Annotated in this window: 11 protein-coding genes; 8 read left to right on the plus strand and 3 right to left on the minus strand. The window is 71.7% G+C overall.

Features of this window, described 5'->3' with window-relative positions; genetic code table 11:
- Positions 1 to 7 precede the first annotated feature (7 nt).
- From AB0N27_RS27685 to AB0N27_RS27715, 7 genes are all read left to right on the plus strand, one after another.
- Entirely contained in the window at positions 8 to 955 is a 948-nt protein-coding gene (locus AB0N27_RS27685) for a sugar ABC transporter permease (protein WP_364375853.1), read from the plus strand.
- Complete coding sequence (locus tag AB0N27_RS27690; RefSeq protein WP_354825975.1) at positions 945 to 1787, plus strand: carbohydrate ABC transporter permease; 843 nt, start codon at positions 945 to 947, stop codon at positions 1785 to 1787. The genes AB0N27_RS27685 and AB0N27_RS27690 overlap by 11 nt, the downstream gene beginning before the upstream one ends.
- Entirely contained in the window at positions 1784 to 2692 is a 909-nt protein-coding gene (locus AB0N27_RS27695; protein WP_364375857.1) for an ROK family protein, read from the plus strand. The genes AB0N27_RS27690 and AB0N27_RS27695 overlap by 4 nt, the downstream gene beginning before the upstream one ends.
- A complete protein-coding gene (locus AB0N27_RS27700; RefSeq protein ID WP_364375860.1) occupies positions 2689 to 3396 on the plus strand; it encodes a putative N-acetylmannosamine-6-phosphate 2-epimerase in 708 nt (235 codons plus the stop codon). Before AB0N27_RS27695 ends, AB0N27_RS27700 begins: the two co-directional genes overlap by 4 nt.
- Before the next feature lie 2 nt (positions 3397 to 3398).
- Positions 3399 to 5039 carry a DUF4127 family protein gene (locus AB0N27_RS27705; protein WP_364375863.1) on the plus strand — a complete coding sequence of 547 codons (1641 nt, stop codon included), beginning with the start codon at positions 3399 to 3401 and terminating at the stop codon, positions 5037 to 5039.
- Between the two features lie 173 nt (positions 5040 to 5212).
- Positions 5213 to 5503, plus strand: a complete 291-nt coding sequence (locus AB0N27_RS27710) for a hypothetical protein (RefSeq protein ID WP_364375866.1) — start codon at positions 5213 to 5215, stop codon at positions 5501 to 5503.
- A gap of 116 nt (positions 5504 to 5619) precedes the next feature.
- Positions 5620 to 8787, plus strand: a complete 3168-nt coding sequence (locus AB0N27_RS27715) for a BTAD domain-containing putative transcriptional regulator (RefSeq protein ID WP_364375869.1) — start codon at positions 5620 to 5622, stop codon at positions 8785 to 8787.
- 56 nt (positions 8788 to 8843) lie between these two features.
- Here the strand turns inward: AB0N27_RS27715 and AB0N27_RS27720 are convergent, their stop codons facing one another.
- Positions 8844 to 9737, minus strand: coding sequence for a hypothetical protein (locus AB0N27_RS27720; protein WP_364375872.1), 894 nt, complete (start codon positions 9735 to 9737; stop codon positions 8844 to 8846).
- A gap of 256 nt (positions 9738 to 9993) precedes the next feature.
- Here AB0N27_RS27720 and AB0N27_RS27725 point away from each other — a divergent pair, with 256 nt between their 5' ends.
- Positions 9994 to 10503 carry a hypothetical protein gene (locus AB0N27_RS27725; RefSeq protein WP_364375875.1) on the plus strand — a complete coding sequence of 170 codons (510 nt, stop codon included), beginning with the start codon at positions 9994 to 9996 and terminating at the stop codon, positions 10501 to 10503.
- 148 nt (positions 10504 to 10651) lie between these two features.
- On the opposite strand, the gene AB0N27_RS27730 is transcribed toward AB0N27_RS27725, so the two are convergent.
- Together AB0N27_RS27730 and AB0N27_RS27735 are read right to left on the minus strand one after the other, a co-directional pair.
- Positions 10652 to 11881, minus strand: a complete 1230-nt coding sequence (locus AB0N27_RS27730) for a serine protease (protein WP_364375878.1) — start codon at positions 11879 to 11881, stop codon at positions 10652 to 10654.
- A 190-nt stretch (positions 11882 to 12071) separates the two neighbouring features.
- Complete coding sequence (locus tag AB0N27_RS27735) at positions 12072 to 12956, minus strand: NAD(P)H-binding protein (RefSeq protein ID WP_364375881.1); 885 nt, start codon at positions 12954 to 12956, stop codon at positions 12072 to 12074.
- Positions 12957 to 13018: the final 62 nt, after the last annotated feature.

Genomic DNA, 13018 nt, shown 5'->3' on the forward strand with positions numbered 1-13018 from the left:
AACGACCATGACCCAGACGGACACCAGGGTGGGCTCGGCTGCTGCCGGGCCCGCCCCGGGCCCGGCCCGGCCGTTCTGGACCAGCCGCCGCCGGGACCAAATCGCTGGTTACCTGTTCATCGCCCCGCAGATGCTCGGCAGTGTCGTCTTCGTGATCCTGCCGCTGATCCTCGTGCTCTGGTACAGCCTGCACGAGTGGAACGTGCTCGCCGGCACCTTCGAGTTCGTCGGCGGCGACAACTACCAGGCCCTCGCCGACGATCCCAACCTCGGTTCGGTGCTGCGCGCCACCGGGTTGTTCTCCGTCGGCCTGGTGGTGCTCAACCTCGGCCTGGCCCTGCTGCTGGCCGTCCTGCTCAACCAGAAGCTGCGGGGCACGATCGTGTTCCGCACGTTGTTCTTCTCCCCAGTCGTCGTCTCGCTCGTCGCCTGGACCATCGTCTGGGGCTTCCTGCTCCAGGACAACGGCGGCATCAACGGGCTGCTCGACACCCTCGGCGTGGACGGCCCGAACTGGCTGCGCGGGGAGAGCACCGCGATGGTGTCCGTGATCGTCGTGCAGGTGTTCAAGAACGTCGGCCTGAACATGGTGCTGTTCCTGGCCGCTCTGCAGGGTGTGCCGGGCGAACTGTACGAGGCAGCCGAGGTGGACGGGGCGAGCCGGATGCGCCAGTTCTGGCGGATCACCGCGCCGCTGATCAGCCCGACGATCCTGCTGACCTCGATCATCACCGTGGTCGGGTCGTTGCAGGTCTTCGCGCAGATCTCGGTGCTCACCCAGGGCGGCCCGGGCACATCCACGACGGTCCTCGTCTACTACCTGTACCAGCAGGCCTTCCAGTTCCATCACTTCGGCTACGGCGCCACGCTGTCGATCGTGCTGTTCGCCATCGTGCTCGCACTCACCGTGCTGCAGTGGCAGATGCGCAAGAGGTGGGTCTTCCATGAGTCGTGACCTGTCCCGCCGAACCAAGCTGGTGCTCTACGGGGTGCTGCTGGTCCTGGCGATCCCGTTCGTCTTCCCGACCTGGTGGATGGTCACCTCGTCGCTGAAGCCGGTGGCGGACATCTTCGCCTTCCCGCCACAGCTCCTGCCGACGAACCCGCGCTTCGACGCGTACGAGCGGGTGTTCGAGTTGCAGCCGTTCGGGCAGCAGTACCTGAACAGCCTCTACATCGCGCTTGTCGTCACGGTCGGCACCATGGCGGTGGCGGCGCTTGCCGGGTACGCCTTCGCGCGCATCCGGTTCCGGGGCCAGAACGTGTTGTTCCTGGTCGTCCTCGCGGGCCTGCTCATCCCGAGCGAGGTGACGATCGTGCCGCTGTTCCAGATGTTCTTCAAACTGGGTCTGGTCAACACCCACTGGCCGTTGATCCTGGTGCCGATCTTCGGCGCGCCGAGCGTCCTGGCGACGTTCATCATGCGGCAGTTCTTCATCAGCCTCCCCGGTGAGCTGGAGGAGGCCGCCCGGGTCGACGGGCTGGGCCGGTTCGCCACCTTCTGGCGGATAGCCCTGCCGCTGTCGCGGCCGGCACTGGGCGCGGTGGCCATCTTCACCTTCCTGCACAGCTGGAACCTCTACCTGGAGCCGATCGTGTTCCTCTCCTCGCCGGAGAAGTTCACCCTGCCCCAGGCGCTCACCCAGTTCGTCGACGCTTACGGCGGCCCCATGTGGGACGTCCAGATGGCCGCGGCGTCGATGACCGCCCTACCCGTCCTGGTGGTCTTCGTCATCGCGCAGAAGCAGTTCGTCGAAGGGCTCGCGCACACCGGCCTCAAGGGATGACGACACCGGTTGTCGGCATCGACATCGGCGGCACCAAGACGGCGGCCGCGCTAGTCGACCGGGCCGGGCGGGTGCTGGAGCGCCGCGAGGCGCCCACGCCCGCCCGGGCCGGGCCCGAGGCCGTGCTGGGCGTCGCCGCCCGGTTGGCCACCGACCTGCTCGGCGCGACCACCGGGCCGGTGGGCGTGGGCACCGCCGGCACTGTCGATCCGGCGACCGGCGGCATCCGGTACGCCACCGACAGCCTGCCCGGCTGGACCGGCACCCCGGTCGCCGACGCGCTGGCCGCCCGACTGGGCCGCGAAGTTCGGGTCACCAACGACGTGAACGCCGCCGCGCTCGGCGAAAGCTGGGCCGGGGCCGGACGGGACCGCGCCCACGTGCTGCTGGTGGCCGTCGGCACCGGGCTGGGCGGGGCACTCGTGCGCGACGGCCGCGTCGAGGCCGGCGCGCGCGGGGCGGCCGGCGAGGTCGGGCACCTGCCCGCTCCGGGTGCCGAACAGCTGCGGTGCGGGTGCGGCCGGTACGGGCATCTGGAGGCGCTCGCCTCCGGCAGCGGGCTGGCCGCCGCGTACGCCATCGAGACCGGTACCCACCTGACCGGGCGGACCGTGGCCGAGCGCGCCGCGACCGGCGACGGCGTCGCCCGGCTGGTCGTGGAACGGGCCGGAGCCGTCCTCGGCGCGACCCTGGCCGGGTTGGTGGCGCTGCTCGACCCGGACGCCGTCCTGGTGACCGGCGGGGCGGCCAGTTCCCTGCTGCCCGCCGCATCGGTTTCGTACTCGGCCGAGCTGGCCTCCGGCTGGGCCGACGTTCCGCTGCTGCCCGCCACGCTGGGCGCCGACGCCGTCCTGGTCGGCGCCGCCCGGCTGGCCATCGACACACCGGAAAGGACCGACAGGTGAGCGTGCTCGACGACCTGGCCGGCGGGCTTGTGGTGTCCTGCCAACCGCTGCCCGACGACCCGGACGACCCGATGCGGGACCCGTACGTCCAGGCCCGCGTGGCGGCCGCGGTCGTCCGCGGCGGCGCCGTGGCGGTCCGGGTCAACGGACCGGACGACGTCCGAGCGGTACGCCGCGCCGTCGACGTTCCGGTGATCGGGCTGCACAAGCACGGCACCGACGACGTCTTCATCACCCCGACCGCGACCCACGCGCTGGAGGTGGCGCTGGCCGGGGCGCACATCGTCGCGATCGACGCGACCGACCGCCCCCGACCGGACGGCCGCACCTTCGCCGACACGGTCCGCGTGCTCCGCGAACGGACCGACGCGCTGGTCCTGGCCGACGTCTCCACCACCGCCGAGGGCGTCGCAGCCGTCAAGGCCGGCGCGGACGCCGTCGCCACCACGCTGTCCGGCTACACGCGGGCCAGCCCCTCGACCGACGGGCCCGACCTCGGGCTCGTGGAGCGACTCGTCGCACTGCTGCCCGTGCCGGTGATCGCCGAAGGGCGGTACCGCGGCACGGAACAGATCGGCCAAGCCTTCGAGGCGGGTGCCCACGCGGTGGTGATGGGCAACGCCGTCACCTCACCGCTCTGGATCACCCGCCGGCTCGTGCCGGCCACCCCCCGCGCGGCGAGCGCGCCGAAAGAAAAGGAGTGAGCATGAGAAGGCGTACCCTCCTGGCCACCGGCGTGGCCGGGCTGACCACCGTGGCCATCGGCCGACCCGCGTTCGCCGGCCCCGCCAAGCGGCAGCTGACCGTGGCGCTGGTCCCGTTGGACGACCGGCCCGTCAACACGTACGCGGCGCAGATGACCGCGGCCAGCGCCGGCGCCCAGGTGCAGCTGCCGCCACGGGAGTCGCTGGGCCGCTTCTTCACCCCCGGCGACGGCGCGGCCATCGCCCGCTGGCTCGGCACCACCGACGGCGTCGACGGGTACGTGATCTCCGTCAGCATGCTCGCGTACGGCGGCCTGATCGCCTCCCGCACCGCAGCCCCGACGCTGGCCGCCGCCCTGGCGAACCTGGCCGCGATCCGCACCCTGCGCTCCGCCCGGCCGGAGGCGGTGATCGAGGTGCACGACACCATCCAGCGCCTCGCCATCACCAGCACGGGCACCGAACTGGATCGGTACCGCGACCTGCTCGTCTCCTGGGCGAAGCTGTACGACCAGGTGACGAACCTCGGGCAGGAGGAGCTGCGAGCGCAGCTCGACACCGTTCGGGCACAGATCCCCGATCAGGTCGTCGAGGACTATCTCGCCGCGCGGGCCCGCAACCACCAGGTCAACCGACTCATGGTCGAGTGGGTCGCCGACGGCACCATCGACCACCTCGTGCTCTCCGAGGACGACACCGCGCCTGTCGGCCTGGCCCGAGCCGAGCGGGTGGAGTTGGAGGCACTCGTCGACCAACTCGGCGTCGGCGAGCGGGTGGAGATCTTCCCCGGCGCCGACGAGGTCAACGCGCTGCTGGTCGCGCGGGTGATCGCGGCCGGCACCGGACCCACCTACCGCGTGGAGTACGCGGGCGTCTCCGGTGAGGCCTGGACCGCACAACTCGAGGGCATCCCGTTCGCGGAGAACATCCGGCGGCACGTCACCTCAGTCGGAGGGCGGGTCGTCGGCGGCGACGCGGACATCGTGCTCGCCGTGAACACCCCCTCGACGGCACCCGGGCAACGGGCCGCCGACCTGGACGCCTTCGTCGGACGGATCGGCACGCTGCTGACCGCCGGCATCCCGGTCGTCGTGGTGGACCCACTCATCGTGAACAAGGCCGACCACGACCTGGTGGCGCGGATGGAGAACCACCTGGACCTCGCGGCGCTGCTGTCGTACTCGGGGTGGAACACCGGTGGCAACGCGCTCGGCCTGGCGCTCAGCCACGGCACCGCCCGGTGGGCGTACCTCCGCGCCTCCGGCAGCGGGTTCGGTGTGCCCGACCTGCGCGCGCCCGCCCAGGCGCACGCCGAGTACCTGCTCTACCGGTTCGTCAAGGACGACCCGTGGAAGAACATCGTGCAGGTCGAGGCGTACGCGCACGCACGGGCGCAGGGCTGGGACCCGCTCGCGCTCACCCCCGAGCAGAAGAGCTACTTCGACGGCTGGGTGCGTGAGCGGCTGGTGCCCCTGACCGAGCGGTACTTCGCCGACCACTTCGCCGGGCACCGCATCGTGCTGGGCCGGCGGGGCGCGAAGACCTTCACGGCGACCCTGACCCGCTTCGAGTCGGCGCGCGTCGAACTGCCGTGGGACCGGCTCTTCGAGGTGATCCTCGAACCTCGGCTGCACCTGTCCTGACCGACGGTCCACGCCGTACCTCGGCCCGCCGCCACCTCCCCCCCTGCGGATTCCCTGCCCAGCCGTGGGCGGGGAATCAGGGGTGCGGGCGGTGTTCGTGAACCCTTCGCGCGACGGCCACGGTGACGGTTCGGGACGAGACAGCGACGGGCAGGGCTATCGATCAGTGGCCGTTGACCGGGCTGCCGGAGCGCATCTCCGCGCGGGAGCTGGTCCGGTTGCGCGTACGCGAGGAGGTGGTGCGGTTCACCGCCGACCAGGCCGACGTCTTCCGGGGTCTGGTGCGGCCCACCGGCGCGGAGGCGACGTTCAACTGTTACCGGGTCGGTCGGGGCCGGCGGCTGGACTGGAAGCGTCAGGCGGACGCGGCGTGTGCCGCCTTCGCCCGTAACGGCTTCGTGCTGCTGGTCGGGGCAGGAGGGTGCGACCCGGCAACCCGCACCGCAGGCACTCGCGCATCCTGAATCGGGTACGCGACCAACGCAAGTCTTGCCTGGCCCGACGTCGCCGGTGAACCCTTGTCCACAGACGAAGGCACGTCAGTCGTCCGGAATTGGCACGGCACGGCCGGGAGGACGCGGTGAATCCGTTGCGGGCAGGCCACCAGCGGGGAATCCACTGCGTCGTGGCCGCCGCCGGTTATGGCAAGACCACCGCGCTGCACCGTTGGTTTCCCCGCGCGGAAGCCCACTGGTGCCGGGGGGACGACGCACCCGTACGCCAGCTCGTCGCCGACGCCGTCGCGGCCGGCGACCGCCTGGTCGTGGTCGACGACCTGCCGCCGACCTCGGCGGAGCAGTTGCACCTCCTGCTCAAGGAGGTCGTGCGGTGGGAGGACGACGTCTCCGTCGTCCTCGCCTCGCGGTGGCCCCTGCCGGCACCGGCCACCCGCCTGCTCGGCAGCGGCCTCTGGACCGAGCTGGGCCCGGCCGACCTGGCGCTCTCCCCGGAACGGGTCGCCGACCTGATCGCCGAGGAGTACGGGCTCTCCACACCGGAACTCGCCGACCGGGTGTACGCGGCGACCGGCGGCTGGCCGGCGCTCGTCCACCTGTCGGCCGAGACTCTGCGGCTGGGTGGGGTGCCGTCCGGGCCGCTCGCCCCGATCCTCAGTGAGCCCGGCGGGCCGATCGCGCGTTACGTCGCCGACGAGGTCCTGGCCGCGCTACCGGCGGAAGCGCACCGGCTGCTGCGTCAGGTTGGTGCGCTGACGCCGGTGACTGTGGGGCTGTGCCGTGCCCTCGGGCATCGCGGCGCCCCGCGCATCATCGACCGGTTACGCCGCACCGGCCTGCTGACCCGGCCGGCCCGAGCCGCGGCCGGGCCTGGCGCACCGCCGCCCGAGGAGCTTCTCGTACCGATCGTCGTCGAGACCGCCCGGCACGGGCGCCGAGCACCGAGCGCCGAGCAGATCCGCGACACGGCCGCCGCCGCCGCAGACTGGTATGACGCGCACGGGCCGCCGGTCGCCGCGGCCCGGGAGTACCTGCGGGCCGGCGACCATGCCGCGGGCGCCCGAGTGCTCGAAGCGTGCGGCGATCGGATGATCGCGGCGGGTCGTTCCGTCGCGGTGACCGAACTGGTCCGCATGCTGCCGGAACGGCATCGCAACCGGCGGCTGCGACTGCTGCTCGGCGACGCGTTGCGCACCCTCGGCGACCTCGGCGCCGCCACCCACGAGTACGACACCGCCGCCGAGGAGACCTGGGACGCCGGCGTGGCCTGGCGGCTGGGTCGGATCCACTACCAGCGGGGTGACGCCCGGGCGGCCCTGGCGATCCTCGACCGGCCGCTCGCCCGGTCCGCCCCGCTCGCCGATCAGGCGCTGCTGCTCGCGTGGACAGCACACACGCACCTGCTGACCGGCGACACCGGGACCGCCACCGCATACGCGCGGAGGGCGCTGGCCGCCGCGACCAGCGCCGGGCAGGACGACGTGCTGGCCTCGAGCCACCTCAGCGTCGCCCTGTGCCTCAGTGTGGCCGGCGACATCGCGGACAGCCAGGAGCATTTCGCCCTGGCGTTGCCGATCGCGGAACGCATCGGCGACGTCCTGCTGCTCACCCGGATCCACACCAACCGCACCCACCAGTTCCTGCGTACCGGCCGGTTCGCCGAGGCGCTGACGACGGCCGAGCGGTCGGCCCGCTACGCCGCGCTTGCCGACGCCCCGAGCCTGCGCGCCATCGCGACCAGCAACGAGGCGGAAGCCCTGGCGATGCTCGGCCGTTACGACGAGGCGGTGCGGCGGTATGAGGCGGCGCTGGGCTTCTACCAGCAGAAGGGCTCCCGCCGGTTCATCCACGCGCTACTCGGGCTGGGTGAGCTGTATCGGCGGCGAGGCTGGCGTGAGCAGGCGCGCGCCGCCTACGAGGAGACGATCCGGGTCACCGAGGAGACCGGCAACGTGCACGTCCTCGTGTCCGCGCTCGCGGGGCTGGCGCTGGTGCGACTGGACGACGACGTGCCGGCCGCCGCGCGGCACGCCGACCGGGCCGCCCGGGACGTCGGGGACGAGATCGTCGTACCGGCACTGCTGGCCCAGGGCTGGGTCGCGCTCCGGATGGCCGAGCCCGACCGGGCCACCGTGCTCGCCGGCGAGGCGGCCCGCATCGCACGCGTTCAGGGCGACCTGGCCGGGTTGGCCGACGCGCTCGAGCTGAGGGCTGCGGCCGAGCCGGACCTCGGGCGCGCCCGCGAGGCGCTGCGCGAGGGGTACGCCATCTGGACCCGGGCCGGTGCGGCGGTCGAGGCGGCCCGGCTGCTCGTCCTGCTCGGACGGTTGCCCGGAGCCGACATCGACGATCGGCTGGCCGGCCTGCTCGCGGGCGAGCAGGTCGCCCTCGCCGGCGCCCTGGTGGATCGGACGGCGAGCGGCTTCGGCGGGTGGGCGCCGGGTGCGGTGCCGGTCTACCAGCGGGTCGTGATCCGGGCCCTCGGCCGGTTCGAGGTGCATCTCGACGGCCAACCGGTGCCGGCCTCGCGGTGGCAGTCCCGCAAGGCGCGTGACCTGGTGCGTATCCTCGTCGCTCGGCGTGGCCGGCCGGTGCCACGAGGCGAGCTGTGCGAACTCCTCTGGCCGGACGACGACCCGGATCGCACCGGCCACCGGCTGTCGGTCCTGCTCTCGATCGTCCGCGGGGTGCTCGACCCGACGAAGACGTTCGCGCCCGACCACTTCCTCGTCGCCGATCAGGCGTGCATCGCGCTCGACGTCAGCCGGTTGCGGGTGGACGTCGAGGAATTCCTCGCGCACGTCGCGCACGCGCGACGCCTGCTGGAACGAGGGTCGCTGGTAGAGGGGCGCACGGTGCTGCTGTCCGCCGACCGGCAGTACCGCGCCGACGCGTTCGAGGATGAGCCGTACGCCGACTGGTCCGGCCCGCTGCGCGAGGAGGCGCGGGCCGCGTACCTCGGCCTCCTGCGCATGCTGGCCCAGGTCAGCCGGGCCACGGCGGACCCGGCGGCGGCGGTGCCGTACCTGCTGCGGCTCCTCGAACGGGATCCGTACGACCAGCCGGCGCACCGGGCGCTGGTGCGCGCGCTGGTCGCCGGCGGCCAGCACGGCGAAGCACGCCGGGCACTCGCCCGGTACCGCGAGGCCATGCGGGCCATCGGAGTGCACCCGCCGGACGAGATCATCCTCGCGCCGGCCCGGCCGGGCCGACAACCACAGGCCACCGTTCGCCGGGTCCCGCCGGCCGCTCGCAACGGCCGGCGGGACCCGGCGTCCGATCGCGGGCGCTGACCGGCTACGGAATGCCGGCGCCCGGCCGGGGTCGCCGGCCCGCTCACGGCGATCGGTCAGTGGAAGACGGCCGACTCCAGAGCGGCTACCGCGAGCGAGCCTTCACCGTCGCCTTCGCCATCGGTCCGGGCGGCCGGCGACCCCGGCAACTGGCTGGCCCGAACGGCCTCGGCGCCCGCCTGACGGAGGTTCGGGCTGGGGACGAGCGCGCTGAGGAAGAACGGTCCCGCACCCGTCACGCGGGCGCCGACGCCGTACACGTGGACGTCCGGACCGGCCTCCGCGGTGACGACAGTCTTGGGCCACGTGCCGTCGTACCCGCTGGCGGCCTCGACGCGTTCGCCGGGCGGCCCGGTCGGTTGGGTGGGCTCCTTGCAGATTCCGACGGCGGTGAGACTTTCCGGCTCGGTGCCGCCCGCATGCACCCGCACCGTCCGCAGTCCGGGGCCGAAGCCAACCTCGTCGACGTACGTCTGGTCCACAGGTCCTTCGAAGCGGAAGCCGGTGCCGAACAACCGTGTGCTACCCGGGCAGCTCACCTCCGCCGTTGACTCCGATTCCACAGTGGTCCTCGCCCGCACCGGCGGGCTCGTCGACCAGTCGCACGTGGCGTAGGCCACCACCGACCACGCGCTCGCGTGCCCCGTGCGGGCTTTCGCGGTGACGGTCACCGTGGTCAGTTCCGCATCGGGCTCCATCGCGGTCAGCACGACCCCGCCGTTCCCGTTCACGATCCGGGCGCCCGCCGCGAAGACGGATCGCGCTCCCGGGCAGGTCGCGGTGACGACCTTAATCCCGCTCCCGTCGCTCTCGCTGGCCTCCTCGACCCGTACCGGTGCGTGGCCTCCCGCGTGGGCGGGCCGGTCCGGCGCGGCTGCCCCAGCCGCTGTGCCCAGCACGACAGCGACCGCTCCTGCCACAGTCCGTCGTGCGATGTCCATCGTGCGCATGTCGCTCCTTCGCTCGCCGACCCGTCCGGGTCAGGCTCTGGTCGATCTCGCCCGCCCGGCGGGTCGGGCGAGGTCGGTCTCGCCGGCCCACTCGGGCCGGGCATCACCGATGGTCCGGTCGGACCTCACGGTGGCGTCATGGTGAGCCCGCCCCGAGCGGCCACCCGGAGCGGATCGTGACGTGACCCTGACGCCCCTGCCGAGACTCGATGACGAACGCCGCGCAGAGGCCGCGGCGCGATCGAGGAGGAAAGACATGCGATTCAGCAGAACCGCCACCCGGCTCCTGGTGTTGCCCGTGGTGTGCGCACTCGGGCTGATCGGGGCGAGCCCGGCGCAGGCCGCGGTGCAACGGACCGACAGGTTCTCCATCACCCAGCCACACTTCGACTTCGGCGACGGCGACCTGGGCAACATCTCCGGAGATCCCAAGGCTGACAGCCGGCTGGAGTGGGATCTGGTCAACGGCACCTGGGAGCCTCGGCTGCTCGGCCGCATCTACATCAACAACGCGTCCGGCGAGTGTGTCCGAGTCCAGATGGTCGTCACCTACCAGAACAACGTGGTGGTGACCTACACCGACAACGCGTCGGACTTCTGCGCCCCGAACGGGAGGACCTGGTACAGCGACGTCGATTTCCAGCCGGTCAGCTCGGCGTACGTGGCGAACGTCGTCGTGAGGCTGCAGAGCGCTCCGGCGGGCGGATGGTCCTTCTCGAACGAGGGAGCGTCGGCGCCGTACTTCGCACCGTGGTGGTTGCCCTAGTCGCTACGGGGCAGAAACGGCCAACTGAAGAACGTCCTTGATCGCCCCGCCGTACGGCGTCGTCCGGCGACGCGGATGTCGAGGTCGAGGTCGAGGATGCAGGTGGGCCGCCCAGGCGCAGAGCGCGCATCGGCGGCCCACTACCGTCTCAGCCGTTGTCGATCAGGCTGGCGATCTCGTTGTAGATCAGGTGCGCTTTCGCGCCCTGGTTCGACGGACAACCGCCCAGGTGGTGCAGGGCGATCACCCGGTGGCTGGCGTTCAGCACCGGGGAACCCGAGTTGCCACCGGAGGTGTCACAGCTGTAGCTGATGTTCCAGGTGTTGTAGTTCGCGCTTCGGACGGCGCACGTCGCGCCGTTCTGGGCGTCCTCGTAGATCGACAGCCGCTTCGGGCTGCCGTCGCCGTGCCCGGGGACATAGATCCGGGTGCCGTTGCTGGTGGCGCTGGTCGCCAGGTAGAGCGTGCCGAACCCCTGGATGGCGGCGAAGTTGTTGACCGAGAACAGGGCGTAGTCCAGCTCGCCGGAACCGCCGCTGCTCACCTTGTAGAGGGTGGCACCGCTGACCTTGGTGCCAGCGCCGGGATTGGCGCCGCCGCAGGTGGCGCACTGGTAGTTGAACTGCATCTCGCTGCCGCTCACCGCGGATTGGGTCGAGAAGCAGTGCTTGTTCGTCAACATCCGGTTGGTGTTGCCGACCCGCCAGGTGGTGCACAGTCCACCGCCGCTGATCAACAGCCGCGCCACCGCGCGGCCACGGGCGTACTCGGTGGGGTGGCTGTTCTGGTAGCAGACCACGTCCCTGCGGGCGTCGGTGCTGCACACGGACTGGGTGGAGAAGTTGTGCGCGGCGATCTCCGTGCGGTCGTATCCGCGCCAGAACCTGTCGATGGTGGCGGCGCTGCCACCTGCGGGGCGGCTGCTGTGCAGTGTCACCACCGCGGTGTCACCCTCCACCGACATCGCCCAGAACCCCGGCTGTCCGTCGGTGGTGTGGTCCGAACCGGTCCCCCGGTTCAGGTGGCGGTCGTACCTGTAGCTCTCCTTGCCGTCGCGGCTCGACACGGTGACGTACTCGCCCTCGGCCAGTCGCAGGGAGCTGAAGTGCACCTTGACGTAGGTGGCACCGGGGTGCTGAATGATCTGCGTCCCGCCGTTGGGGGCGTACGACAGCGAACTGTCGACCGTACGGAGTTCACCGACCGTCGTCACGCCGTCTGCCGAGAACTGGCTCGATTCCGGTGCCCGCTGGGACTGTGGCGCGACAGGGGCAAGCGGGTACGCCTCGGCGGCGGGTACCGACAGCAGGCTCAGCCCAAGTGTGCAGGCAGCGAGCGCGACCGCTCCGGTTCGTAGGCGGCGCAGGGCATGATGCATCTGTCGCTCCTTCTCAGGAATCAGCACCGAGACGTGCCTTCGGCATTCATACCTGAGGCGACGCGAGACATCTAATCCCATCTATGTCATAACGCCCGCCGTTCCGTCTCCACGTGGGTGGGACACGACGGGCGGCGCCGCACTGCCGGATCGTGTGACGGGGGCACCGCGACGGTGACGGCGCCGAGCGTCAGCGGCCCGTACGTCGCAGGGCCTGTGCGTTCGCGGAGAGGAAATCCTGCAACGACTTCGGCGCCGTGCCGGTGACCTGGGCGACGGTATCGGTCACCTCCGCGAAACCGCCGGCGCGCACACGCTCGAACGTCAACCTGTTGAGGTCTCGTTCGAAGCCCTCGGTCCCGGCCACGGCCTCGTCCATGGTCAGGTCCCGGTGGATCACCGGATGTCCCACAGCGGCGGAGAGCAACTCCGCCGTACGCGGCAACGAGAGGCTCTCCGGACCGGAGAGCTGGTACGTCCGACCGGCGTGCCCGTCCTCGACCAGCGCCCGCTCGGCGACTGCCGCGATGTCACAGGCGTCGACCCAGGCCATGACGGCGTCGCCGCTGGGGAACGGCAACTCCCCCGCGTCGGCGATCTGGTGGGCGTAGAAGCGCGGGTCGGTGAAGACCTGCATGAACCAACCCGGCCGCAGGATCGTCCAGGGCCGTCCGCTCCCGCGTACCACGCGCTCGACGCTCGGCGCCCAGCCTGCCGGGTAATCGGAGCCCGGGTGGCCGCCGTCCTTGTCGGACAGCAGGACCACCCGGGTCGAGGATGGGGTCCCTGCCACGAGCGCCCCGACGAGTTCCGGTGCGTCCGCGCGATCCGGCCGGACCACGTACACGGCGTCGACGCCATCGGTCGCCGCCGCCCACCCGGCGGGCTCGTCCCAGGAGAAGGCGACCGGGTGTACGCCTGTGATGTCCACGGTGGACGGGTCACTACTGCCGCCGCGCACCTCGACGCCCTGCCGTGCCGCGAGTGACGTCGCCAGCGGTAGTCCCGTCTTGCCACGGACCCCGGTCACCAGGACCCGGGTCACGTCGGTACCGGTCGAGTTCGCATGCCGCATCGTGCGCTCCTCCTATTGGCTCCATGAATGACGTGGCGGACGGCAGTGACCGGCGCGCGCCG

It is taken from the genome of Micromonospora sp. NPDC093244 (assembly GCF_040683695.1).
Lineage (GTDB): Bacteria > Actinomycetota > Actinomycetes > Mycobacteriales > Micromonosporaceae > Micromonospora.

What these genes read in the sequence shown, in the direction of transcription:
- AB0N27_RS27685 (WP_364375853.1), top strand. Translation starts at nt 8, where the DNA reads ATGACCCAGACGGACACCAGGGTGGGCTCGGCTGCTGCCGGGCCCGCC.
- AB0N27_RS27690 (WP_354825975.1), top strand. Translation starts at nt 945, where the DNA reads ATGAGTCGTGACCTGTCCCGCCGAACCAAGCTGGTGCTCTACGGGGTG.
- AB0N27_RS27695 (WP_364375857.1), top strand. Translation starts at nt 1,784, where the DNA reads ATGACGACACCGGTTGTCGGCATCGACATCGGCGGCACCAAGACGGCG.
- AB0N27_RS27705 (WP_364375863.1), top strand. Translation starts at nt 3,399, where the DNA reads ATGAGAAGGCGTACCCTCCTGGCCACCGGCGTGGCCGGGCTGACCACC.
- AB0N27_RS27720 (WP_364375872.1), bottom strand. Translation starts at nt 9,737, where the DNA reads ATGCGCACGATGGACATCGCACGACGGACTGTGGCAGGAGCGGTCGCT.
- AB0N27_RS27725 (WP_364375875.1), top strand. Translation starts at nt 9,994, where the DNA reads ATGCGATTCAGCAGAACCGCCACCCGGCTCCTGGTGTTGCCCGTGGTG.
- AB0N27_RS27730 (WP_364375878.1), bottom strand. Translation starts at nt 11,881, where the DNA reads ATGCATCATGCCCTGCGCCGCCTACGAACCGGAGCGGTCGCGCTCGCT.
- AB0N27_RS27735 (WP_364375881.1), bottom strand. Translation starts at nt 12,956, where the DNA reads ATGCGGCATGCGAACTCGACCGGTACCGACGTGACCCGGGTCCTGGTG.